The sequence below is a fragment of the Nonomuraea sp. CX421 genome, assembly GCF_059358955.1.
On sequence record NZ_JCADBK010000028.1, the window covers coordinates 49,549 to 71,470 of the forward strand.

At 71.5% G+C, this 21,922-nt stretch carries 21 protein-coding genes and 2 riboswitches; of the genes, 12 read left to right on the forward strand and 9 right to left on the reverse strand.

The window, feature by feature from the left end:
* Positions 1 to 33: 33 nt before the first annotated feature.
* From AC5L3X_RS33640 to AC5L3X_RS33650, 3 genes are all read right to left on the reverse strand, one after another.
* Positions 34 to 867: a MurR/RpiR family transcriptional regulator gene (locus AC5L3X_RS33640; protein WP_494862397.1), complete on the reverse strand. Its 834-nt coding sequence runs from the start codon at positions 865 to 867 to the stop codon at positions 34 to 36.
* 44 nt (positions 868 to 911) lie between these two features.
* A complete protein-coding gene (gene hutU, locus AC5L3X_RS33645; RefSeq protein WP_494862398.1) occupies positions 912 to 2,561 on the reverse strand; it encodes a urocanate hydratase in 1,650 nt (549 codons plus the stop codon).
* An 85-nt stretch (positions 2,562 to 2,646) separates the two neighbouring features.
* A complete protein-coding gene (locus AC5L3X_RS33650) occupies positions 2,647 to 4,368 on the reverse strand; it encodes an ABC transporter ATP-binding protein (RefSeq protein WP_494862399.1) in 1,722 nt (573 codons plus the stop codon).
* A 203-nt stretch (positions 4,369 to 4,571) separates the two neighbouring features.
* Between AC5L3X_RS33650 and AC5L3X_RS33655 the strand changes: the two genes are divergently transcribed.
* The 3 genes from AC5L3X_RS33655 (at position 4,572) to AC5L3X_RS33665 (ending at position 8,929) form a co-directional block, all read left to right on the forward strand.
* A complete protein-coding gene (locus tag AC5L3X_RS33655; RefSeq protein WP_494862401.1) occupies positions 4,572 to 5,948 on the forward strand; it encodes a DUF4331 domain-containing protein in 1,377 nt (458 codons plus the stop codon).
* Positions 5,949 to 6,099: 151 nt separating this feature from the next.
* Positions 6,100 to 7,299, forward strand: a complete 1,200-nt coding sequence (locus AC5L3X_RS33660; RefSeq protein ID WP_494862403.1) for a tetratricopeptide repeat protein — start codon at positions 6,100 to 6,102, stop codon at positions 7,297 to 7,299.
* Between the two features lie 46 nt (positions 7,300 to 7,345).
* The gene (locus AC5L3X_RS33665; RefSeq protein WP_494862405.1) at positions 7,346 to 8,929 is read left to right on the forward strand and encodes a nickel/cobalt transporter; all 1,584 of its coding nucleotides are present in this window, start codon (positions 7,346 to 7,348) and stop codon (positions 8,927 to 8,929) included.
* A gap of 33 nt (positions 8,930 to 8,962) precedes the next feature.
* On the opposite strand, the gene AC5L3X_RS33670 is transcribed toward AC5L3X_RS33665, so the two are convergent.
* The 3 genes from AC5L3X_RS33670 to AC5L3X_RS33680 form a co-directional block, all read right to left on the reverse strand.
* The gene (locus AC5L3X_RS33670; RefSeq protein ID WP_494862407.1) at positions 8,963 to 9,358 is read right to left on the reverse strand and encodes a hypothetical protein; all 396 of its coding nucleotides are present in this window, start codon (positions 9,356 to 9,358) and stop codon (positions 8,963 to 8,965) included.
* A gap of 3 nt (positions 9,359 to 9,361) precedes the next feature.
* Positions 9,362 to 10,117: a hypothetical protein gene (locus AC5L3X_RS33675; protein WP_189126183.1), complete on the reverse strand. Its 756-nt coding sequence runs from the start codon at positions 10,115 to 10,117 to the stop codon at positions 9,362 to 9,364.
* Between the two features lie 93 nt (positions 10,118 to 10,210).
* Positions 10,211 to 10,915 (reverse strand): FadR/GntR family transcriptional regulator, encoded by a 705-nt coding sequence (locus AC5L3X_RS33680; RefSeq protein ID WP_494862409.1) that lies wholly within the window; start codon positions 10,913 to 10,915, stop codon positions 10,211 to 10,213.
* Positions 10,916 to 11,039: 124 nt separating this feature from the next.
* Between AC5L3X_RS33680 and AC5L3X_RS33685 the strand changes: the two genes are divergently transcribed.
* The 7 genes from AC5L3X_RS33685 (at position 11,040) to AC5L3X_RS33715 (ending at position 18,502) form a co-directional block, all read left to right on the forward strand.
* The gene (locus AC5L3X_RS33685) at positions 11,040 to 12,410 is read left to right on the forward strand and encodes a glutamine synthetase family protein (protein ID WP_494862411.1); all 1,371 of its coding nucleotides are present in this window, start codon (positions 11,040 to 11,042) and stop codon (positions 12,408 to 12,410) included.
* 7 nt (positions 12,411 to 12,417) lie between these two features.
* Complete coding sequence (locus AC5L3X_RS33690; protein WP_494862412.1) at positions 12,418 to 13,761, forward strand: aldehyde dehydrogenase family protein; 1,344 nt, start codon at positions 12,418 to 12,420, stop codon at positions 13,759 to 13,761.
* A 50-nt stretch (positions 13,762 to 13,811) separates the two neighbouring features.
* Positions 13,812 to 14,576, forward strand: coding sequence for a 3-oxoacyl-ACP reductase (locus AC5L3X_RS33695; RefSeq protein ID WP_494862413.1), 765 nt, complete (start codon positions 13,812 to 13,814; stop codon positions 14,574 to 14,576).
* A complete protein-coding gene (locus AC5L3X_RS33700) occupies positions 14,576 to 15,277 on the forward strand; it encodes a gamma-glutamyl-gamma-aminobutyrate hydrolase family protein (RefSeq protein ID WP_494862414.1) in 702 nt (233 codons plus the stop codon). Before AC5L3X_RS33695 ends, AC5L3X_RS33700 begins: the two co-directional genes overlap by 1 nt.
* A 94-nt stretch (positions 15,278 to 15,371) precedes the next feature.
* Positions 15,372 to 15,469, forward strand: a riboswitch (glycine riboswitch).
* Positions 15,470 to 15,568, forward strand: a riboswitch (glycine riboswitch).
* 34 nt (positions 15,569 to 15,602) lie between these two features.
* The gene (gcvT, locus tag AC5L3X_RS33705) at positions 15,603 to 16,688 is read left to right on the forward strand and encodes a glycine cleavage system aminomethyltransferase GcvT (RefSeq protein ID WP_494862415.1); all 1,086 of its coding nucleotides are present in this window, start codon (positions 15,603 to 15,605) and stop codon (positions 16,686 to 16,688) included.
* Positions 16,685 to 17,074, forward strand: coding sequence for a glycine cleavage system protein GcvH (gcvH, locus tag AC5L3X_RS33710; protein WP_494862417.1), 390 nt, complete (start codon positions 16,685 to 16,687; stop codon positions 17,072 to 17,074). The genes gcvT and gcvH overlap by 4 nt, the downstream gene beginning before the upstream one ends.
* 51 nt (positions 17,075 to 17,125) lie before the next feature.
* Positions 17,126 to 18,502 (forward strand): L-serine ammonia-lyase, encoded by a 1,377-nt coding sequence (locus tag AC5L3X_RS33715; protein ID WP_189126175.1) that lies wholly within the window; start codon positions 17,126 to 17,128, stop codon positions 18,500 to 18,502.
* Between the two features lie 36 nt (positions 18,503 to 18,538).
* Here AC5L3X_RS33715 and AC5L3X_RS33720 read toward each other — a convergent pair whose 3' ends face one another.
* A complete protein-coding gene (locus AC5L3X_RS33720) occupies positions 18,539 to 19,411 on the reverse strand; it encodes a hypothetical protein (RefSeq protein ID WP_494862419.1) in 873 nt (290 codons plus the stop codon).
* Between the two features lie 151 nt (positions 19,412 to 19,562).
* Between AC5L3X_RS33720 and AC5L3X_RS33725 the strand changes: the two genes are divergently transcribed.
* Both AC5L3X_RS33725 and AC5L3X_RS33730 read left to right on the forward strand, forming a co-directional pair.
* The gene (locus AC5L3X_RS33725) at positions 19,563 to 20,066 is read left to right on the forward strand and encodes a SigE family RNA polymerase sigma factor (protein ID WP_229697643.1); all 504 of its coding nucleotides are present in this window, start codon (positions 19,563 to 19,565) and stop codon (positions 20,064 to 20,066) included.
* Complete coding sequence (locus AC5L3X_RS33730) at positions 20,053 to 20,781, forward strand: hypothetical protein (protein WP_494862420.1); 729 nt, start codon at positions 20,053 to 20,055, stop codon at positions 20,779 to 20,781. The genes AC5L3X_RS33725 and AC5L3X_RS33730 overlap by 14 nt, the downstream gene beginning before the upstream one ends.
* Before the next feature lie 31 nt (positions 20,782 to 20,812).
* On the opposite strand, the gene AC5L3X_RS33735 is transcribed toward AC5L3X_RS33730, so the two are convergent.
* Together AC5L3X_RS33735 and AC5L3X_RS33740 are read right to left on the reverse strand one after the other, a co-directional pair.
* Positions 20,813 to 21,313, reverse strand: coding sequence for a hypothetical protein (locus tag AC5L3X_RS33735; protein WP_494862421.1), 501 nt, complete (start codon positions 21,311 to 21,313; stop codon positions 20,813 to 20,815).
* Entirely contained in the window at positions 21,313 to 21,912 is a 600-nt protein-coding gene (locus AC5L3X_RS33740; RefSeq protein ID WP_494862423.1) for a DUF6286 domain-containing protein, read from the reverse strand. Before AC5L3X_RS33740 ends, AC5L3X_RS33735 begins: the two co-directional genes overlap by 1 nt.
* Positions 21,913 to 21,922 lie beyond the last annotated feature (10 nt).

Genomic DNA, 21,922 nt, shown 5'->3' on the forward strand with positions numbered 1-21,922 from the left:
GGGAGACGAGTGCCGGGCGTCGGCACTCCGTCGCTACGGCGGCTCGCCGGGGAGGAAGGTGCCGGCCTCGTCGGTCATCCGCTCGTACTCCTCCAGCCGGGCCCGGGTGCGCAGGGGCGCCGCGTCGGCCATGGCCTCCACCAGGGCCATGGCCAGGGCCAGGGGCGCCGCGTGCGAGTCGAACACCAGCCGGTCGCCCAGCGGCGCGGCGAGCACCATGTCGCCGGGAAAATCCGGCTTGTCGGTGATGACTGCCGTCTTCAGGCCCAGCTTCGCGGCGTACTCCAGCGCCTGCACCGCTTCCACCGGATACCGGGGCAGCACCACCGCCACCATCCACTCCGCCCCGGCGCGCCGCGCGGCGTGCAGCCCGTCGGCCAGCTCCGACCCGCCGTGCGTCAGCAGCCGCACGTCGGGATGGATCCGCCGCGCGTAGTAGGCGAAGGTGGTGGCCAGCCCCGACGACACCCGCAGCCCGAGCACGGGCAGCGGCTCGGTGGCGGCCAGCGACTCCCCCAGCTCGCGCAGCGGCAGGTGCGCCAGCCGGTCGCGCACCACCGTCAGGTTGCGGATCTCGTCGTCGACGGCGCTCCTCAGCACGCTCTCCTGCGGCACGTCGGGCACGCCGCCCATCACCAGCGGTCGCAACGCCTGGCGCAGCTCCGGGTAGCCGGCGAAGCCGAGCACCATGGCGAACCGGGTCACCGACGGCTGGCTCACGCCCGCCCGCTCCGCCAGCTCGACGCTGGACAGGAAGATGGCCTCGTCGAGATGCTCCGACAGGTAATGCGCGATCCTGCGCTGGACGGGCGAGAGCCTGCGCCCGGCCAGCAAGCTGTCCATCCCGCTCTGGTAGCCGCTCGTCACACGAGCTCCAACGTCACCAACTGCTGTTTCTCATCCCGTCGGCCTCAGGATTCGCGCATCGGGATGCGGACCCCGCGCTCGGCGGCCACCTCGGCGGCCTCCTCGTAGCCGGCGTCGACGTGCCGCATCACACCCGTCCCGGGGTCGTTGGTGAGCACCCGGTTGAGCTTCTCCCCGGCCAGCGCGGTGCCGTCGGCGACCGTGACCTGACCGGCGTGGATCGACCGGCCGATGCCGACGCCGCCGCCGTGGTGGATCGACACCCACGACGCGCCCGAGGCCGTGTTGAGCATGGCGTTGAGCAGCGGCCAGTCGGCGATCGCGTCGGAGCCGTCGGCCATGGCCTCGGTCTCGCGGTAGGGGGAGGCGACCGAGCCGCTGTCGAGGTGGTCGCGGCCGATCACCACGGGCGCCTTGAGCTCACCGGCCGCCACCATGTCGTTGAACCGCTCGCCCGCCCGGTCGCGCTCGCCGTAGCCGAGCCAGCAGATGCGCGCCGGCAGCCCCTGGAAGCGCACCTTCTCCCCGGCCTTCCTGATCCATCTGGCCAGCGGCTCGTTCTCGGGGAAGAGCTCCAGGATCGCCCGGTCGGTGGCGGCGATGTCGGCGGGGTCGCCGCTGAGCGCGGCCCACCGGAACGGGCCCTTGCCGGCGCAGAACAGTGGCCTGATGTAGGCGGGCACGAACCCGGGGAAGTCGAAGGCCCGCTGGTAGCCGGCCAGCCGGGCCTCGCCGCGGATGGAGTTGCCGTAGTCGAAGACCTCGGCGCCGCCGTCCTGGAAACCGACCATGGCCTCCACGTGCCGGGCCATCGACTCGCGGGCCCGCTGGGTGAACCCGGCAGGGTCCTTGTCGCGCTCGGTGGCCATGTCCTCGAAGGCCACGCCCAGCGGCAGGTACATCAGCGGGTCGTGGGCGGAGGTCTGGTCGGTGACGATGTCGATCTCGGCGCCGCGGGCCAGCAGGTCCAGCAGGGCCTCGGCGGCGTTGCCGACCACGCCGATCGACAGTGGCCTGCGGGCGTCGCGGGCCTCGTAGGCCAGCCGCAGCGCCTCGTCCAGGGACGCCGCCTGAACGTCGAGGTAGCCGTGCTCGATGCGCCGCGTGACCGAGCGGGGGTCGCAGTCGACGCAGACGGCGACGCCGCCGTTCATGGTGACCGCGAGCGGCTGCGCGCCGCCCATGCCGCCGAGGCCGGCGGTCAGCGTGATGGTGCCGGCCAGCGACCCGCCGAAGCGCTTGGCGGCGACCGCCGCGAACGTCTCGTACGTGCCCTGCAGGATGCCCTGGGTGCCGATGTAGATCCACGAGCCCGCGGTCATCTGGCCGTACATGGTCAGCCCGGCCGCCTCCAGCCGCCGGAACTCCTCCCAATTGGCCCAGTCGGGCACCAGGTTGGAGTTGGCGATGAGCACCCTGGGCGCCCACTCGTGCGTGCGGAAGACGCCGACCGGGCGGCCCGACTGGACGAGCAGCGTCTCGTCGCCCTCCAGCGTGGTGAGCGTCCTGATCAGCGCGTCGTACGACGGCCAGTCGCGGGCCGCCCGGCCCGAGCCGCCGTAGACGACCAGCTGCTCGGGGTGCTCGGCGACCTCCGGGTCCAGGTTGTTCTGGAGCATCCGGAGCGCGGCCTCCTGCGGCCACCCCTTGGCGGTGATCGTCGTGCCTCGCGGCGCGCGCACGGTGCGGCTCATGCGTCCTCCTGAATGAACACATTCATCTACGTCTCTGGCAGAGTACAACTCCTCACGTCACGGGGAAGTGGGTGGTGGTCCGTCCTCACGTCACGAGGAACTGGGTGGCCGCCAGCTCGCGGTAGAGCTCGTCCTGGCCGATCAGCTCCTCGTGGGTGCCGACGGCCCGCACCCCGCCCGCGTCCATGACCACGATGCGGTCGGCGTTGGTCACCGTCGACAGCCGGTGGGCGATGACGAGGACCGTGGTCTCCGCCGCCACCTCCGCGATGACCTCGCGCAGCCGTAACTCGTTGACCGCGTCGAGCTGGGAGGTGGCCTCGTCGAGCAGGAGCAGCCGGGGCTTGCGCAGCAGCGCCCTGGCGATCGCGACCCGCTGCCGCTCGCCGCCCGACAGCAGCACGCCGCGGTGACCGACGGCGGTGTCGAGCCCCTCCGGCAGCCTGGCCACCAGGTCGTCGAGGCGGGTGCGGGTGAGCGCGCGGCGCAGCTCCTCGTCGGTGGCGTGCCGGGCGGCGAAGAGGAGGTTCTCCCTGAGGGTGCCCGCGAGCACCGGGGCGTCCTGCTCGACGTAGCCCAGAGCGCCGCGCAGCTCACCGAGGGGCCAGTCGCGGATGTCACGCCCGCCGACCGTGATCGTGCCCTCCTGGTGCTCGTAGAAGCGTTCGAGCAGGGCGAACACGGTGGACTTGCCCGCGCCTGACGGCCCGACGAGCGCCGTCAGCCCGCCGGGCGGCACCTCGAAGCCGACTCCGTCGTGCACGAGCGGCCGGTCGTCGCCGTACCTGAAGACCACGTTCTCGAACCGCACGCCCACGGGCTCGGCCGAGGCGGGGGGCGGCACCTCGACGGTCTCGCCGGGCAGGTTCTCGATCTCCCTGATCCGCGTCATCGCGGCCAGGCCCTGCTGCAGCTGCACCGCGCCCTCGACCAGCTGGCCGATCGGCGCGACCAGGTAGAACAGGTAGAGCAGGAACGCGATCAGCGACGACACCTCGAGCGCGCCCGAGGCGACCCGCGCGCCGCCCACGGCGAGCACGCACAGGAACGCGATCTGCACCGCCATCCAGGTCGCCACTCCGGCCAGCGAGGTCCATCCGGCCACCTGCAGGCCGCGGTCACGGGCGCGCACGGCGGCCTCGCCGACCACGCCGATCTCGCGCGCCTCGGCCCCGCTGGCCTTGACCGTGCGATAGGACTGCAGGGCCCGGTCGAGCACCGCGCCCATCTCGCCCACGGCCTCCTGGGCCTCCTTCTGCGCCCGCTGGATCCTGGGCATGATCAACCCGACCAGCCCGCCGATCACCACCACCACGAGCAGCGTGACCAGCAGCAGCACGCCGTCCATGGCGGCCATCATGACGATCGCCCCGACCAGCATGAACACCGAGCCGACCGAGCCCACGATCCCGTTGGTCAGTACGGACCGCAGCAGCGTCGTGTCACCGGTCACCCGCGACAGCAGGTCGCCGGGCTTGAGCCGGTCCACGTCGGCCACCCTGAGCCTGAGCATCCGGTCGACGAGCCTGCGCCGGGCGCCGAGCACGATGCCCTCGCCGGTGCGTTCCATCAGGTAGTTGCCTCCGGCCGAGACCACCGCTCCGACGAGCACGGCGACGGTCAGCCCGATGAGGGGCCCGGCCATCGACGTGTCCTGGCCGAAGGCGTCCACGACGTACTTGGCCAGCAGCGGCATCGATAATCCGGCCGCCGACCCGATCAGGCCCAGCAGCCCGCCGATCAGCAGAATCCTGCGATGCGGACGGATGTGGGCGAGCAGCTCCTTGATCACTGTTTCCCCTCTCACGACGAATCCCCGAACCCCCAACGATCGGCAGATACCGATCCGCACCGGTCAACCTAGATTGACGACCTGAGTATGTCAACTTCGGTTGACCTCTCATCCTCGCGGAGGAGACCGACATCCGCCGGGCCCGCTGCGACGAATAGGGCGTCGAGGAACCCGGCCGGGACCTCTCGAAACCGATCAGCCCTTCGAAAGGACCGAACATGGAGCTCCGGATCAACCGGCGCGCTCTGGTCGGACTCGGCGTCGCGGCGGCACTGACCGCCTCCTCGTTCGCCGTGCTCCGCACCGACACCGGCGCCGCCTCCTCGCACCGCGAGGCTCCGGCGATCCTGGCCGACCCGCTCAACGACAACACCGACGTGTACGCGTTCGTCAGCCCGGACAAGGCCGACACGGTGACGCTGCTGGCCAACTGGATCCCGTTCCAGGAACCCAACGGCGGCCCGAACTTCTACCCGTTCGCCACCAGGTCGCGCTACAACATCAAGATCGACAACGACGGCGACGCCAAGCCCGACATCACCTACCAGTGGACCTTCCGCGACGAGGACCGGCGCGGCACCACCACGTTCCTCTACAACAACGGCCCCGTCACCTCGCTCGACGACCAGAACCTGCTCTACCGCCAGCGCTACACCCTGAAGAGGATCACTCCGGGCGGCAGCAAGACCCTGGTCTCCAACGGCATCGTGGCGCCGAGCAACGTGGGCCCCGCCTCCATGCCCGACTACGGCACGCTCAGGAAGCAGGCCATCACCGACCTGCCCGACGGCGGCAAGACGCTCGCCGGACAGTCCGACGAGGCGTTCTTCCTCGACCTGCGCGTGTTCGACCTGCTGTACGGCGGCGACCTGTCCGAGGTCGGCCAGGACACCACCAGGGGCTACAACGTCAACACCCTGGCCGTCCAGGTGCCCGCCTCCGACCTCGCGCTCAAGGGCGACCCCAAGCGCAACCCGGTGATCGGCGTCTGGTCGACCACCGACAAGCAGGGCCCCAAGGGTTTCGTCCAGGTCTCCCGCCTGGGCAACCCCCTGGTCAACGAGGTCGTGGCGCCCGCCGGCCTGAAGGACGCGTTCAACGCGCTACCGCCCGCCAAGGACGCCGACGTGCCGGCCCTGGTCAAGCGGGTCACCGACCCCGAGGTGGCCAGACTGCTGGAGTCCATCTACGGGATCAAGGCACCCGCCACGCCCCGCGACGACCTGTTCGAGATCTTCCTGACCGGCATCGCCAAGGGCAACGGGCCGATCATGGCGGACCTCAACTCGCAGACCCTCAACAAGGACGCCGGCAAGCTGCGTCCCGCCGAGATGCTGCGGCTCAACATGTCGATCCCGCCCACCAAGGACCCCAACAGGCTCGGCGTGCTGGCCGGCGACCTGCAGGGCTTCCCGAACGGCCGACGCCTGTCGGACGACGTGGTGGACATCGAGCTCCAGGCCCTGGCCGGGGCCGCGCGGTCCGGCAAGCTCGTCCCCGGGCTGACGGACAAGGTGGACAAGAACGACAAGCCCTTCCTGGCGACGTTCCCGTACATCCCGCTCCCCAGCAACGTCGCGGTCAACCAGCGCTGACCCCGTGACCGGCCGGCTCCCTCTCCTTGCCGGCCGGTCTCCCCCGCGGCGGGTCCCGTCTCTCCTTTCCCGCCGCCTCACCGGCCGGCCGGCCGTGCACCCCGTCGCGGCCGGCCGGCCTCTTCGACCCTCGGACCGTTCGGAGCCCTCGATGCGATCGCTCGTCCTCGCCTGCGGCGTGGTCCTGGCCGGCGCGCTGGCCTTCACCGTCGTCGCGGTGTCCGCGCCCGAGCAACGCCAGGAGCAGCAGGCGGCGCCCTTCACCGAAACGCTGCAGGCCCGCCTCAAGCGCCTGCCCGGCGACTACCGCGGCTGGGCCCGGCTCGGCACGGAGTACGTCGACCAGACCAGGATCACCGGCGACCCCTCCTTCTACGCCAAGGCCGAGGGCGCTCTGGCCACCGCCGCCCGGCTGGCTCCCGAGGACGACACCGTGCTGACCGGCCAGGCGGTGCTCGCCGCCGGCCGCCACGAGTTCGCCGACGCCGCCCGGCTCGCGAACCGCGCCCTCCACGTCAACCCCTACAGCGCGACCGCGCACGGCGTGCTCGCCGACGCGAAGACGCAACTCGGCGACCTGAGCGGAGCCGAGAAGGCCGTGAACAGGATGCTGAGCCTGCGCCCCGGCGTGCCCGCGTTCGCCCGCGCGTCCTACGCGGCCGAACTGCGCGGCGACCGGGACGCGGCCCGCCGGCTCCTGCTGGACGCCGAAGCCGACGCCTTCCTGCCCGCCGACCGCGCCTTCGCCCGCCACTACCTGGGCGAACTGGCCCTGCACTCCGGCGACCTGCGCGCGGCCGGCGACTGGTACGGCCAGGCCCTGCGGGCGTACCCGGCCTACACCCCCGCCCTCGCCGGCCAGGCGAAGGTCGCGGCGCTCGGCGGGCGGCTGACCGAGGCCCTCACCCTCTACGACCAGGTCGTCCAGCGGCTGCCCCTGCCCCAGTACCTGATCGAGCAGGGCGAGACCAGGATCAAGGCGGGCCTGACGGCCGACTGGACACTGCTGCGGGCCCAGCGCGAGCTGCTGCGGGAGGCCGGCGTGCGCGACGACCTCACCTGGGCCGAGTTCGAGGCCGACCACGGCGACCCGGCGCTGGCCGTACGGCATGCCAGGGCGGAGTACGCCCGCAACCCCAACCTGGTCGCCGCCGACGTCCTCGCCTGGGCCCTGTTCCAGGACGGACAGCCGCGCGCCGCGCTGCGGTACGCGAAGGAGGCCACCGCGACCGGCTGGCACCACCCGCTGCTCACCTATCACCGGGCGCGGATCGAGCGGGCGCTGGGGCTGCCCGCGCGCGTCGACCCGGGCTTCGACCCGTCCCTGCCCGCCCTGGCGAGGTTCTCATGACTCCTCTCCAGGGCCGCGGCCCGAAATCTCCAGCAAAGGAGATCCGATGAGACTGATCCGGCTGGGCCTGCTCGCCGTCCTCGCGGGTCTGGTGCTGTCGCTGTCGGCGGCGGTCGTGTTCGTCGCGGCGGCGCGGGCGGACTCCGGGTCCGCCACGCTGCGGGAGGCCGGCGTCGGGGCCACCGAGGGCGGGCGCCTGGCCCATCCGCTGGGCAACTTCACCGTCAACCACTACAACGGGCTGCGGCTGCGCGCCGCCGAGGTGCGGAACACCGCCGTGGTGGACGCGGCGGAGCTGCCGACGCTGCAGGCCAAGCCCGAGGTGGACGGCTCGTACGCGGCCCGCAGGTGCGCCGCGCTGGCCGCCGCCCAGCGCCTCACGGTCGACGGCACGGCGGCGCCATGGCGGGTGGCCCGCTCGGCCCACGTCTACGCGCCCGGCCAAGGTGGCCTGGAGATCAGCCGGTTGACCTGCGAGCTCATCGCCGATGTCCGGCCGGCCGGGACCGTGGAGTTCGCCGACGCCTTCGAACAGGACCGGATCGGCTGGCGGGAGATCACCGCCGTCGGCGACGGCGTCCGGCTGGCGCGCTCGTCGGTGCCCTCGGCCAGCGTGAGCGACGAACTGCGCCGCTACCCCGACGACCTGCTGGCCGACCCGCTCGACCAGCGGGCCGCCACGCTGACCGTCGCCTCCCCCGGTTCCTCCCTCGGTTCGTCCCAAGGTGCCCCGAGTGGCTCGGACGCTCCGGACGCGCCCGGCGGCGGCACCAGCGGGGGGATCAGTGGCGAGATCTCGGTGGGCGGCCCGATCGGCGACGCCCTGGCGGCCCTGGACCGGACGTTCACCGCGCTGATCGGCTCCGACCGGCTCACCGCGCCGCTCGGACTGCTGGCCCTGGGCCTCGCGGTGGTGCTCGGCGCCGGCCACGCGCTGATCCCCGGGCACGGCAAGACCATCATGGCCGCCTACCTGGCCGGGCGGCGGGGACGGCCTCGTGACGCGGTCGTGGTGGGCGCCACGGTGACGGCCACCCACACGGCCGGGGTGCTGGTGGTGGGGCTGCTGCTCAGCGCGTTCACGGCGCTGGCCGGCGAGTCGGTGCTGGCCTGGCTGGGGGTGGCGAGCGGCCTGCTGATCGCCGTCATCGGCCTCCGCCTCCTCAAGTCCGCCCGCAACGGCACCCACGCCCACGGCCATGGGCACGGGCACGGGCACGGGCACGGACACGGGCACGGACACGGACACGGGCACGGACACGGACATGGGCACGGGCATGTCTTCGGGGGTGGTGACAGGCACGAGCGTGGGCGAGGTGGGCTGGTCGGGCTCGGGGTCGCGGGCGGGCTGGTGCCCAGCCCGTCGGCGCTGATCGTGCTGCTGGGAGCGATCGCACTGGGCCGTACCTGGTTCGGGGTCGCACTCGTCACCGCGTACGGCGTCGGCATGGCGGCGACGCTCACCGTCACGGGCCTGCTGCTGGTCAAACTGGTCGACCGGCTGGAACGCGGGGCCGCGGCCGGGCGCGGCCTGGCGACGCGCCTGTCGGGGCTCGCCCCCCTGGGCACGGCCGCAATGGTGATCCTTCTGGGCGCCGGCCTCGCCCTCCGCTCCGTGGCCTCCCTCTGACCGTGCCCGCCAGCCGAAGAGGCACGATGAGCTTCAGTCGATGTCGGGCAGGTCGGGATCGTCGTAGTCGATGTCGCCCTCCTCGGCCCGCCGCAGCTTGATGTCCTCGGCCCACGCGGCGGCGAAACTCCGGACCTCCCGGATGCGGTCCTCGTCCAGCCCGTACGCCTCGAACTCCTCGTCGGCGATGGAGTCGACGAACTCCAGTCGCATGACGAGCTCCCGCAGGGAGAACAGCTCGTTGTGCGAGCGGGCCAGGCGTTCGAGGTCGCGGAAGGAATAGTGGTGGGCCACGGCGGCGACGTCGATGAAGTCCTGGGCGAGGCCCCTCTCGTGCAGGGCGCGCATCCTGAGGCCCACCGCCTCGTCGAGGCCGATCGGCTCGGGCAGCGACTGCTCGCTCCCGTCCCCTCGCAAAGGAAGCGACATGTCCTAAGTATGCCGATCTCGCCGCCTGCTGGACGGCAGATCATGGCGCCCCGAGAGGAACTCCTGGAAAGCGATCTTCGCTCGGATGGCCGGTCGCCGCCACCGCTCCTCCCGGTGCACGGCCGTCGCCATCTTACGCGGTGAGCCCTTCGCGAAGAACCAGTAGGCCCACGGCGACCCGGGCCGCGCCAGGCGTACCGCTCCGACGATCAGCAGGACCGGCAGGAACAGCCCGACCATCCCCGTCCAGATCTTGCCCTTGAGCAGCGTGACGACGGCCAGCAGCAGGTTGGCCACGATCAGCACCGCGGGGTTGAGCCAGGAGCCGTAGTCCCAGATGAGCGGCCGGAGGCCGATGAGCAGCAACCCTGTGACGGCGACCGCGATGAACACCGCGTCGACGGAGGCGCGGCCGTCCTCCTCCCAGTAGACGTCGTGCAGGTGCAGGATCAGCGCGAACTCGTCGAGCACGAGCGCCGCCCCGACGCCGAACACCGACGCCGCGATGGCGTAGCCGGCCTGTGAGGCGGACGAGAGGACGAGCCCGGCGACGCCGCCGCCCAGCATGAGCACGACGCCGAACACCACGTGGTGGATGTGCATCTCGCCGACGCTGACGTCGCGGAACCAGCCGACCTTGGCCCGGATCAGCCGGACGTTGACGCGGGTGGCGATGAAGGCGACGATCAGCGCGACGAAGAAACAGAACAGCGGCAGCCGTCCTGTCGAAATGATGCTGTGCTGGAACCAATCCCCCATGACCTTGCTCTCGATGCTACGAGGTCGGCCGCCCCACCTCGCACCGCAGCGGCCGCATCTTGTTCAGGAGCCGTCCGGTCAGGAGGCGTCCGGTCAGGAGAGGAACCCGCGCAGGAGGGCGGCGGTTCCCTCCAGATGCTCGGACACCGCGCGGCGGGCGGCCTCGGAGTCGCCCGCGAGGATGGCGGCCACGATGGCCTCGTGCTGGATGGCGGAGTGGTCGAGGTTCGCCTGGAGCATCGGGATGGCGTTGAGCAGGTCGCTGACCCGCAGGCGGGCGTCGGCGCAGGCGGTGGCCAGCAGCGACGAGCCCGTGAGCTCGGCGACGGACAGGTGGAAGGCGGTGTCGAGCCGCCGGTAGTCCTCGACGCCGGCCTCGTTGACGTCCGCGAGCCGGCGGCACAGCAGGTCGCGCTGGTCGCCGGTGAGCGGGCCCGCGGCGAGCACCGCGGCGGCGCCGCACTCCACGGCCATCCGGAAGGTCAGCGCGTCGGCCAGGTCGTCCGTGCCCATGTCGGCGACGACCCGGCGCAGGTCACCGGTGTCGGGCCGGGGCGGGACATAGGTGACGAACGCGCCGCCGTAGCGGCCTCGCCGTACGTCGAGGTAGTCGGCCTCCTGGAGGGCGCGGATGGCCTCGCGCAGGGTGACGCGGCTGATGCCGAGCTGGACGGCGAGCTCGCGCTCGGGGGGCAGTTTCTCGCCCGGCCCGACCACGCCCAGTTTGATCGCCTGGAGGAGGCGTTCCACGGTCTCCTCGAAGGCGTTGCCCGCCCTGACCGGGCGCAACACTGTCATCAAACGCGCCGAATCGTCCAAGGTGTCCTCAGGTCTTGACAAGCGATCCCACGATGCACATCAATGGTCTGACACTAGCCCAATCAACGGGAAAGCGCCTTAGACCGGATCGGAGCCACGATACGTGAGCGAACGAGTCAGTCCCGGATTCCTCACCGTCGACGAGCTGCGCGACGAGGTCACGGCCGGGCGGATCGACACCGTTCTGCTCGCGCTCGCCGACATGCAGGGCAGGCTGCAGGGCAAGCGCCTGTCCGCGCGCTACTTCCTGGAGGAGGTGCTGCACCACGGCGCTGAGGGGTGCAACTACCTGCTCGCCGTGGACGTCGACATGAACACGGTCGCCGGCTACGCGATGTCGTCCTGGGAGCGCGGCTACGGCGACTTCGTGATGAGGCCCGACCTGTCGACGCTGCGCCGGGTGCCGTGGCTGGAGGGCACCGCCCTGCTGATGGCCGACCTGGCCTGGGAGAGCGGCGAGGACGTGTCCGCCTCGCCGCGCCAGATCCTGCGCGGGCAGCTCGCCCGGCTGGCCGACCGGGGGATGGCCGCCTACGTCGGCACCGAGCTGGAGTTCGTCGTCTACGACGACAGCTACGAGGACGCCTGGCGGCGCGGCTACCGCGACCTGACCCCGGCCAACCTCTACAACGTCGACTACTCCCTGCTCGGCACCTCCCGCGTCGAGCCGCTGCTGCGCCGGATCAGGCTCGGCATGGAGGGGGCGGGCCTGTACGTCGAGTCGGCCAAGGGCGAGTGCAACCTGGGCCAGCACGAGATCGCCTTCCGCTTCGACGAGGCGCTGCGCACCTGCGACAACCACTCGATCTACAAGAACGGCGCCAAGGAGATCGCCGCTCAGGAGGGCAGGTCGATCACCTTCATGGCCAAGCCCGACCAGCGCGAGGGCAACTCCTGCCACATCCACATCTCACTGCGCGCCGGGGACGGCGAGCCGGTCATGGCGGGCCCGGGGCCGTACGGGCTGTCCGAGCTGGGCGCCCGGTTCATCGCCGGCCAGCTGGCCTGTCTGCGCGAGCTCACTCTCCTGTACGCGCCGAACATCAACTCCTACAAGCGTTTCGTGCCCGGCAGTTTCGCCCCGACCGCGGTCAAATGGGGCGTGGACAACCGCACCTGTTCGCTCCGCCTGGTGGGCCACGGGCCGTCGCTGCGGGTGGAGAACCGGGTGCCCGGCGGCGACGTCAACCCGTACCTCGCGGTCGCGGCGCTCGTCGCGGCCGGGCTGCGCGGCATCGACGAGCGGCTCGCGCTGGAGGACGCCTTCGAGGGCAACGCCTACGCCTCGGGAGCCGAGACGGTGCCGACGACGCTGCGCGACGCGCTGGCCTTGTGGGAGGGGTCGAAGCTGGCCCGCGAGACGTTCGGCGAAGATGTGGTGGAGCACTATGCGAACAACGCCCGGGTGGAGCTGGCCGCGTACGACGCGGCGGTGACCGACTGGGAGCTGTTCCGCGGATTCGAGAGAATGTGACGGGGGCATGAAGATCATCAATCCGGCGACGGAAGAGGTCGTCGCCGAGGTGGAGCTGGCCGGCGCGGCCGAGGTCGACCGGGCGGTGGCGGTGGCCCGGCGGGCCTGCGCGACCTGGCGCGAGGTGTCGCCCGGTGACCGGGCCCGGCTGCTGCGCGCGTTCGCCGGCCTGGTCGACGCGCACCGCGAGGAGCTGGCCCTGCTGGAGGTCGCCAACGCGGGCCACCCGATCGGCAACGCCCGCTGGGAGGCCGGCGCCGTCCGCGACGTGCTGCACTTCTACGCCGGGGCGCCCGAGCGCAACCACGGCAGGCAGATTCCGGTGCCCGGCGGCGTCGATGTCACGTTCCAGGAGCCCCTGGGCGTGGTCGGCGTGATCGTGCCGTGGAACTTCCCCATGCTGATCATGAGCTGGGGCGTCGCCCCGGCGCTGGCGGCGGGCAACACGGTGATCGTGAAGCCCGCCGAATGGACTCCGCTGACCGCGCTGAGGCTGGCCGAGCTGGCCTTGGCGGCGGGCCTCCCCGAGGGGGTGCTCCAGGTCCTGCCTGGAGCAGGGGAGGTGGCGGGAGCCCGCCTGGTCGAGCACCCCGACGTGGCCAAGATCGTGTTCACCGGCTCCACCGAGGTGGGCAAGGAGATCGCGGCGAAGGCCGCTGCCCAGGTCAAACGGGTCACGCTGGAGCTGGGCGGCAAGTCGGCGAACATCGTTTTCGCCGACTCAGACCTGGAGAAGGCGGCGAAAGCCGCTCCCTACGCCGTCTTCGACAACTCCGGACAGGACTGCTGTGCCCGGTCCCGGCTGCTCGTCCAGGCCGAGGTCTACGACGACTTCCTCCAGCGGCTCAGCGCGGCCGTGACCGGCATCAGAGTCGGGGACCCGCTCGACGAGAGCACCGAGATGGGGCCGCTGGTCAGCGCCGAGCACCTGGCCCGGGTGCGCGGCTTCGTCGACGGGACGCCCTACCTGCAGGGCTCGTGCCCGTCCGGCAAGGGCTACTGGTTCCCGCCGACCGTGCTCACCTCGCGGCTCACCGACCGCGCCTTCACCGAGGAGATCTTCGGTCCGGTGGTGTCGGTGGTGCCGTTCGCCGACGAGGCGGAGGCCGTACGGATCGCCAACGACACCCGCTACGGGCTGAGCGGCTCCATCTGGACCCGAGACGTCGGGCGGGCGCTGCGCGTCGCGCGCGCCGTCGAGGCCGGTGCGTTGTCGGTCAACTCCAACTCCTCGGTGCGCTACTGGACACCGTTCGGCGGCTTCAAGGAGTCCGGTCTCGGCCGGGAGCTCGGCCCGGACGCCCTCACCGCGTTCACCGAGACCAAGAACGTCTTCATCTCAACGGACTGACATCGGCCCGCCTCGACCAGCGGGCGATCCACCTCAACGGAGTGACATCTATGCAGCGTTTGCGGGACCGCGTCGCCGTCATCACCGGCGCGGGCAGCGGCATCGGGCTGGCCACCGCCCACCGGTTCGCCGAGGAGGGCGCCAAGGTGGTCTGCGCCGACGTCGACGCCGAGGCGGGCGCCAAGGCCGCGACCGAGGTCGGCGGGCTGTTCGTCCGAGCGGACGTGACCAGCGACGACGACGTGGCGCGGATGTACCAGACGGCGTTCGACACCTACGGCTCCGTGGACATCGCGTTCAACAACGCCGGCATCTCGCCGCCCGACGACGACTCGATCCTGGAGACCGGGATCGACGCCTGGCGGCGGGTGCAGGAGGTCAACCTGACCAGCGTCTACCTGTGCTGCAAGCACGTGATCCCCTACATGCGCCGGCAGGGCAAGGGCTCGATCATCAACACGGCGTCGTTCGTGGCGGTCATGGGGTCGGCGACGTCGCAGATCTCCTACACCGCCTCCAAGGGCGGGGTGCTGGCGATGTCGCGCGAGCTGGGCGTGCAGTTCGCCCGCGAGGGCATCCGGGTCAACGCCCTGTGCCCCGGGCCGGTCAACACGCCGCTGCTGCGGGAGCTGTTCGCCAAGGACCCGGAGCGGGCGCAGCGCCGCCTGGTGCACGTGCCCGTCGGCCGCTTCGCCGAGGCTGCCGAGATCGCGGCGGCGGTGGCGTTCCTGGCCAGCGATGACGCGTCGTTCATCACGGGCTCGGAGTTCCTGGTCGACGGCGGCATCTCCAGCGCCTACGTCACGCCGCTGTAGTGGGCGGGATCACGCGGCGTCCGGTCATCGGGATCACGACCTACGTCGAGCCGGCGCGCTACACCGTGTGGGATCTGCCGGTCGCGCTGCTGCCGTACATGTACGTGGAGCAGGTGACGGCGGCGGGCGGCCAGCCGGTGCTGCTGCCGCCGGCCGGTGAGCCGGCCTCGCTGGTGGGCCGGCTCGACGGGCTCATCCTGGCCGGCGGGGGCGACATCGACCCCGCGCGGTACGGCCAGGCCGAGCAGCCAACCACCGGCTACATCCGGAAATTTCGGGACGAGGCCGAATTTGCGGTGATGGAGGCGGCCCTGGAAGCCCGGCTGCCGTTCCTGGGCATCTGCCGGGGCCTCCAGGTGCTGAACGTGGCGCTCGGCGGCACCCTCCACCAGCATCTCCCCGACGTGGTCGGCCACACCGGGCACTCCCCCTCGCCCGGCCACTTCGGCGAGCTCCCGGTGCGCCCCGTCCCCGGCACCCGGGTGGCCAAGGCCCTGGGTGACGGCCCCGTCGACGTCCCCCACTATCACCACCAGGCCATCGACCGCCTCGCCCCGGAGCTCACCGTCACGGCCACGGCCGGCGACGGCATCATCGAGGCGGTGGAGCTCGACACGCACGACTTCGCCGTGGCCGTCCAGTGGCATCCGGAGGCGGCCACGGACCGCGTCCTGTTCGAGGCCCTGGTCGCGGCCTGCTGACGGGCGGGCGGGCCTCGCCCGCCCGCATGGGATCCGACGGGGCCGGGACGCGACAACACCACCGTCCCGGCACTAGGCTTGCGGACATCACCGACAAAACCGTGCGGGAGAGCGCCCTGACCGCCATCCAGGGCCCCTGAAGGAGCAAGCCCTCCCCGCGAACCTCTCAAGGCAAAGGACCGCACGGACGAGGTGACCTCTGGAAAGCAGGTCCCGCGCGGCCTCGCCGAAGGTGAAAGTCCGGGCAAATCCTGGGCGAAGCTCTCAGGCATCGATGACAGAGGGGGAGGATCCTGGCATCCGACCCTGCCCTGAGGTGCGACCTATGTCCCGACCGACACCGCTGCGAGACGTTCACGAGAGTCTCGGCGCGACCCTGACCGACTTCGCCGGCTGGCTCATGCCGCTCCGCTACGGCAGCGAGTCCGCCGAGCACAACGCCGTCCGGCAGGCGGCCGGGCTGTTCGACCTGTCGCACATGGGCGAGATCTTCGTGACCGGCCCCCAGGCGGCCGAGGCGCTCGACTACGCGCTGGTCGGGCAGCTGTCGGCGCTCACGCCCGGCCGGGCCCGCTACACCATGATCGTCAACGAGCGGGGCGGCGTGCTCGACGACCTCATCGTCTACCGGCTGGGCGACGAGGAGTTCATGGTGGTGGCCAACGCCTCCAACTACGAGAAGGTCGCGGCGGAGCTGACGGACCGCGCCAAGCCGTACGACGCGGTGGTGGAGGACCGTTCGGAGCAGTACGCGCTGATCGCCGTGCAGGGGCCGCGCGCCCAGGAGATCCTCGCCACGCTCACCGACGCCGACCTCGCCGGGCTCAAGTACTACGCGGGCCTGCCCGGCCTGGTCGACGGCCGGGAGGCGCTGATCGCCCGCACCGGCTACACCGGCGAGGACGGCTTCGAGCTGTTCGTGGCCGCCCAGGACGCAGTGCCGCTCTGGCAGGCCCTGACCGTGGCGGGTGAGCCGTACGGACTGCTGCCCGCGGGGCTGTCCAGCCGCGACACGCTCCGGCTGGAGGCCGGGATGCCGCTCTACGGCAACGAGCTGGGCCCGGAGCTCACCCCGTTCGACGCGGGACTGGGCAGAGTGGTGAAATTCGACAAGCCGGGCGACTTCGTCGGCAGGTCGGCACTGGAGGCGGTCAAGGACACCCCGCCCCGGCGCCGGCTCGTCGGCCTGGTCGCGCGTGGCCGCCGGGTCCCCCGCCACGGGTACCCGGTCACCAAGGACGGTGCCGTCGTCGGCGAGGTCACCAGCGGGGCGCCTTCCCAGACCCTGGGCAAGCCCATCGCGCTGGCCTACGTCGACACCGGGGCCGAAGCAGGTCTGGCCGTGGACATCCGGGGCAGCCATGAACCAGTGGACCTGGTGGAGCTGCCCTTCTACAGGAGGAACAAGTGAGCAACATCCCTGACGACCTGAGCTACACCAAGGAACACGAGTGGGTGGCCGGGCTGGACGACGGCATCACGGTGACGGTCGGCATCACCGCGTACGCGGCGGAGGCCCTTGGTGACGTCGTCTACGTGCAGCTCCCGGAGGCGGGCGCCAGCATCGCGGCCGGTGACTCCGTCGGCGAGGTGGAGTCGACCAAGTCCGTGAGCGAGATCTACGCCCCCGTGGGCGGCGAGATCGTCGAGGTCAACCAGGCCATCGTGGACGACCCGTCGCTGGCCAACAGTGACCCCTATGGCGAGGGCTGGATGTTCCGGGTGCGCGTCGAGGGCGACCCCGAGGACCTGCTGTCCGCCGAGGAATACACAGCGCTCACCTCAGGCGAGTCCTGACCGTCCGCCGGGGCCCTGCCGGGCCCCGGCCCTGCTGAGAGGCGCATCTCCATGGCGATCAGCGTCTTCGACCTCTTCAAGATCGGCATCGGCCCGTCGAGCTCCCACACGGGCGGCCCGATGGCCGCCGCGCACAGGTTCGCCCGCGGCCTGCACGACGACGGCCTGCTGCCGCGGACGTCTCGCGTCGACGCCATCCTGTACGGCTCCCTCGGCCTGACCGGCAAGGGCCACGGCAGCGACAAGGCCGTCCTGCTGGGCCTGTCGGGCGAGAAGCCCGAGCTGGTGGACGTCGACGGCATCGACGCCCGGCTCGCGGAGATGCGCGACTCCGGCACGGTCAAGCTGTACGGCACACGGGAGATCCCGTTCGTGGTCGGCGAGAACCTGGTCTTCGAGCGGAAGATCTCGCTGCCCGAGCACCCCAACGGCATGCGCTTCACCGCCTACACCGACTCCGGCGAGCCGCTGCGCGAGAAGGTCTACTTCTCGGTCGGCGGCGGCTTCGTGGTGGACGAGAACGCCACCGGCGCCGACCGGATCAAGCCGGACGACACCGTGCTGCCCTACCCGTTCACGACCGGCGAGGAGCTGCTCAAGCACTGCACCGCCACCGGCCTGTCGATCTCCGCCCTGATGATGGAGAACGAGAAGGCGTTCGGCCGCACCGAGGACGAGATCCGCGCCGAGATCCTGCGGCTGTGGCAGGTCATGTCCGAGTGCGTGCGGCGCGGCATCTCCAAGGAGGGCGTGCTGCCGGGCGGCCTCAAGGTCAAGCGGCGCGCCAACCAGCTGCACCGCCGCCTGCAGACCGAGGCGTCGGAGACCGACCCGCTGCGCGCGCTCGACTGGGTGTCGCTGTTCGCGCTGGCCGTCAACGAGGAGAACGCCGCCGGCGGCCGCATCGTCACCGCTCCCACCAACGGCGCCGCCGGCATCATCCCGGCCGTGCTGACCTACTACTCCCGCTTCGTCCCGTCGGCCGACGACGAGGGCGTGGTCCGCTTCCTGCTCACGGCGGCGGCGATCGGCGTGCTGTTCAAGGAGAACGCCTCCATCTCGGGGGCCGAGGTCGGCTGCCAGGGCGAGGTCGGCTCGGCCTGCTCGATGGCGTCGGCCGGCCTGACGGAGGTGCTCGGCGGCACGCCCGAACAGGTGGAGAACGCCGCCGAGATCGGCATCGAGCACAACCTCGGCCTGACCTGCGACCCCATCGGCGGCCTCGTCCAGATCCCGTGCATCGAGCGCAACGCGGTCGCCTCCATCAAGGCCATCACCGCGGCCCGCATCGCGCTGCGCGGCGACGGACGTCACTTCGTCGCCCTCGACAAGGCCATCAAGACGATGCGCGACACCGGGCGCGACATGCTCGACAAGTACAAGGAGACGTCCCGCGGCGGCCTGGCCGTCAACGTCATCGAGTGCTGACGGCCCGGTCACCGGTTCGAGCTGTCGTGGCACCCGTCAGGGCAGGGCCGGCACGGCCGGCGGGGAGTCGGTCCAGCCGGACTCGACCAGCTTGCTGGTCTTGATCACGAGCTGCTCTTTCGGGTACGTGGCCGTGTCGTCCTGTGACAGCAGCGCCATCCTGCCGGTGTCCACGATCAGTCTCACCTTGATGGGGACCGTGCCCTTCCCGCCCGGCCTGTCGATCAGGAGGATCGTGCCGGATCTGCCCAGTTTGTCCTTCGCGTTGCCCTCAGCGCGCACGCCCGGCATCGTCAGCAGCGCCTGGTAGGCCGCGACGCGGACCTCCTTCGGAGCGGGAAGGTCGTACAGGATCTCAGGCAGGGCCGAGAGCCAGTTGCCGCCGATGGAGTTCTCGCGGCCGACCCGGCCCGCCTCCGCGACCCAGGCCTTCAGGCGGTCCGGGTCGGCGGGCAGTCGCTGGACCTCGTCGTACGTCAGCCACTGCTCCGCGAAGAAGAACGAGTTCGGCGGCGGCGCCTGGTCCACGCGGCCCTTGGCGGGCTGGGTGGACAACTTCACGGTCTTGCCGTCGATCGATTCGGTCCACTTGGTGGGCGAGCCGTCGCGCTGCCACGCCTTCTTGTCCGCCGCGCTCTTCGGCAGCGACCCCAGCTCCCGGTACCCGGACCACGACCTGCCGTCGGGCGCGGTCCACCTCTCCGTGATCTCCTGCTGGAGCAGCGAGTAGGGGTGCGACTTGGTGCCGAACCGCCAGGGGTGGGTGGTCGTCGTCAGGGTCCTGGTGTGCCAGTAGGCGCCCTCCGGGGGAGCGGCCGCGGCGGCCGGCACGCCCAGGACGGCCGCTCCCACGGCCAGGCCCACACCGAGGCTGATCAGCCGCCGGGCCGACGCGGTTGCGAACTTCATAAGTTTCCTCCATGGGTGCGAAGTCACAACTGTCCATACGCCTGGGTCCCGGCCAACGGTTGCCCGCGAACTGTTCCTCGTCGGCGGGCAACGATCGCGAAGGCCGAGGCGTATTAGGAGGCGTGAAACCGGACAGACAACCATGAGCGCCGTGGAACATGATTTCAGCGCTTTCGTGGCCGCACGTGGCACGAGCCTGCTGCGGGTCGCCTATCTCGCCTGTGGCGACAGGGCGGAGGCCGAGGACGTGTTGCAGACGGCGCTGGAGCGTACGTACCGGAACCTGCACCGGGTCCGCCACGAAAGCCTTGAGCCCTACGTGCGGCGCGTCATCGTCAACACCGCCATCAGCCGCGCCCGCCGCCGGGCGATCCTCAGCGTCATCCCGATGCACAGCCCGCCGGAGACGTCGGCCCGCGCGACCGACGCCGACCTGCGTCATGTGCTCATGGAGGCGCTGCGCGCCCTGCCGCCCCGGCAGCGCGCGGTGGTCGTCCTGCGGTACTGGGAGGACCTCAGCGAGACACAGACCGCCGAGGTGCTCGGATGCGCGGTCGGCACGGTCAAGAGCCAGGCGTCGAAGGCCCTGGCCAAGCTCCGCTCGGCGCTCGGCCGGGAAACAGTGGAAGGAGTGATCAGGAATGCCCACGCTTGAGGAAGAGATCCGCCGGCTCATGGCGGACGAGACCGCGAGCCTGTACGCCGCGCCCGACCTGGCGGAGCGGGTGTTGCGCTCCTCCCGGCACAAGAGGAGAAGGGCCTGGGCCGCCGCGGTGGCCGCGTCCGTGGCCGTCGTCGTCGCCGCGCCCGTCGCCTTCCTGACCGCCGGCTCGGTGGCCACGGCCGGCGATCAGGCCACGGTCTCCGTGACGCCGGAACCACCCATCGACGACACCCCGCCCCTGCGGTCCGACCCGCCGAACCTCGGGGACCTGGGCGACGGGAAAGAGTTCGGGCACGTCAAGGTGGGCTACCTGCCCGAGCGCCTGCGGTGGTCCAACTGGTCGGTGAACTTCGGCGACAGGTACTGGACCTCCTACAACTACACGGGCGACAGGCGTGACGGCTACTGTGTCCAGATCGTCATGCATGAGGAGGCGACCGTCCAGGAGCCCGGCGACCGGATCCAGGACTACCGCGACGAGGGGGACGGTGCGGAGGTGACCATCGGCGACCGCACCGGCTACCTGGTCGTGCAGAACGTCGGCGAGGACGGCGGGAAGGGCACCCCGACGCTCTTCCTCAGACTGAGCGACCGGCAGTGGGCCGAGATCTCGTTCAGCCCCATCTACGCGAAGGAGTTCGCCGGCGACGGGGCCGTCAACGCCGAGCTGAAGAAGATCGCGGAGGGGCTCACCTCCACTCTCTGACCCCGGCGGGGAAGCCGGCCGGGCGGCTGAGTCAGCGGCGGACGTGGAGGCGGACGAGGGTGTCGAGCTCGTCGTCCTGGACCTCGCGGCGGATGCGGCCCACGATCTCCCGGTCGAGCTTGCCGACCATGGCCCCCACGTCGGCCACGGCCGGGCAGGTGACCGAGACGCGCAGGCGTGCGCCGTTGCCCATGACGCGCACCCCCGCCCGGGTGAGCCCCTCGATGTCCTTGAGGCCGACGCAGAGCATGGCGGTCCCGGTGCCGGAGCGGGCGCCGAGGCGGCCCCAGCCCAGGCTGATCAGCAGCCAGCGGAGCGTGACCAGGGCCAGCAGCAGCAGCGTCAACGCCAGCAGCCACAGCGCCCAGGGCCGCTCGGCGATCAACTCGGCGACGCGCTCCGGCAGCACCTTGGCCCGTGACGGCAGGCCCGGCAGCCTGTCCTGGCCGCGCGCCCAGGCGTAGCCGCCGATGACCAGCATCAGCGCCCCGACCACGGCCAGGCCGATCCGGTTGCCCGTGTACTGCCGCATCAGATTCCCCTCCTGCGCAGCCGGACCACGACCTCGCCCGTGGAGAGGGTGCCCAGGCCGGCCAACCTGTCGCCCACGGCGTTGCCGACGTGGCGGAGCATCGCGCCCGTGCTCTCCGGGCCGGTTCTCACGGTGACCTCGATCGTCCGCCTGCGTAGCCGTACCTTCGCCTTGTTGACGCCCTCGACCTCCTGGGCGACGTTGCGGAGGGTGCGGCGCAGCCCGGACCGGGTGATGCCGATGACGATGTTGGGGTCGGAGGCCTCGACCGGCACCAGCGTGCAGCGGCCGGGCACGGCCGCGAGGAGCAGCAGCACCAGGCCGGCGGCCGCGAGACCGAGCGCGCCGAGTGACAGGTCGCGCCACGAGGACCGGCCGGCCAGCTCGATCAGGCGGTCCACCGGCAGCAGGCCGAGCGGCCGGCCCACCAGCGCGGTCGCCACCTCCGCGGCGGTGAGCGCCAGCGCCACGGTCAGCGCGAGGGCCACCGTGACCCCCGCCGGGGTGCGCGCGGGTCTGAGCGCCCGGCGCGATCTGCGCAGCGGGCTCTCCGGTGCGGCGACGGCGGCACCGGGCAGTATCTGCTGGAGCGTGGTCATCACACCGATC

Coding starts and splice junctions, on each gene's coding strand:
- hutU (WP_494862398.1), bottom strand. CDS start 2,561: ATGAGCCGCACCGTGCGCGCGCCGCGAGGCACGACGATCACCGCCAAG.
- AC5L3X_RS33655 (WP_494862401.1), top strand. CDS start 4,572: ATGGAGCTCCGGATCAACCGGCGCGCTCTGGTCGGACTCGGCGTCGCG.
- AC5L3X_RS33660 (WP_494862403.1), top strand. CDS start 6,100: ATGCGATCGCTCGTCCTCGCCTGCGGCGTGGTCCTGGCCGGCGCGCTG.
- AC5L3X_RS33665 (WP_494862405.1), top strand. CDS start 7,346: ATGAGACTGATCCGGCTGGGCCTGCTCGCCGTCCTCGCGGGTCTGGTG.
- AC5L3X_RS33670 (WP_494862407.1), bottom strand. CDS start 9,358: ATGTCGCTTCCTTTGCGAGGGGACGGGAGCGAGCAGTCGCTGCCCGAG.
- AC5L3X_RS33675 (WP_189126183.1), bottom strand. CDS start 10,117: ATGGGGGATTGGTTCCAGCACAGCATCATTTCGACAGGACGGCTGCCG.
- AC5L3X_RS33680 (WP_494862409.1), bottom strand. CDS start 10,915: ATGACAGTGTTGCGCCCGGTCAGGGCGGGCAACGCCTTCGAGGAGACC.
- AC5L3X_RS33690 (WP_494862412.1), top strand. CDS start 12,418: ATGAAGATCATCAATCCGGCGACGGAAGAGGTCGTCGCCGAGGTGGAG.
- AC5L3X_RS33695 (WP_494862413.1), top strand. CDS start 13,812: ATGCAGCGTTTGCGGGACCGCGTCGCCGTCATCACCGGCGCGGGCAGC.
- gcvT (WP_494862415.1), top strand. CDS start 15,603: ATGTCCCGACCGACACCGCTGCGAGACGTTCACGAGAGTCTCGGCGCG.
- AC5L3X_RS33715 (WP_189126175.1), top strand. CDS start 17,126: ATGGCGATCAGCGTCTTCGACCTCTTCAAGATCGGCATCGGCCCGTCG.
- AC5L3X_RS33720 (WP_494862419.1), bottom strand. CDS start 19,411: ATGAAGTTCGCAACCGCGTCGGCCCGGCGGCTGATCAGCCTCGGTGTG.
- AC5L3X_RS33730 (WP_494862420.1), top strand. CDS start 20,053: ATGCCCACGCTTGAGGAAGAGATCCGCCGGCTCATGGCGGACGAGACC.
- AC5L3X_RS33735 (WP_494862421.1), bottom strand. CDS start 21,313: ATGCGGCAGTACACGGGCAACCGGATCGGCCTGGCCGTGGTCGGGGCG.
- AC5L3X_RS33740 (WP_494862423.1), bottom strand. CDS start 21,912: ATGACCACGCTCCAGCAGATACTGCCCGGTGCCGCCGTCGCCGCACCG.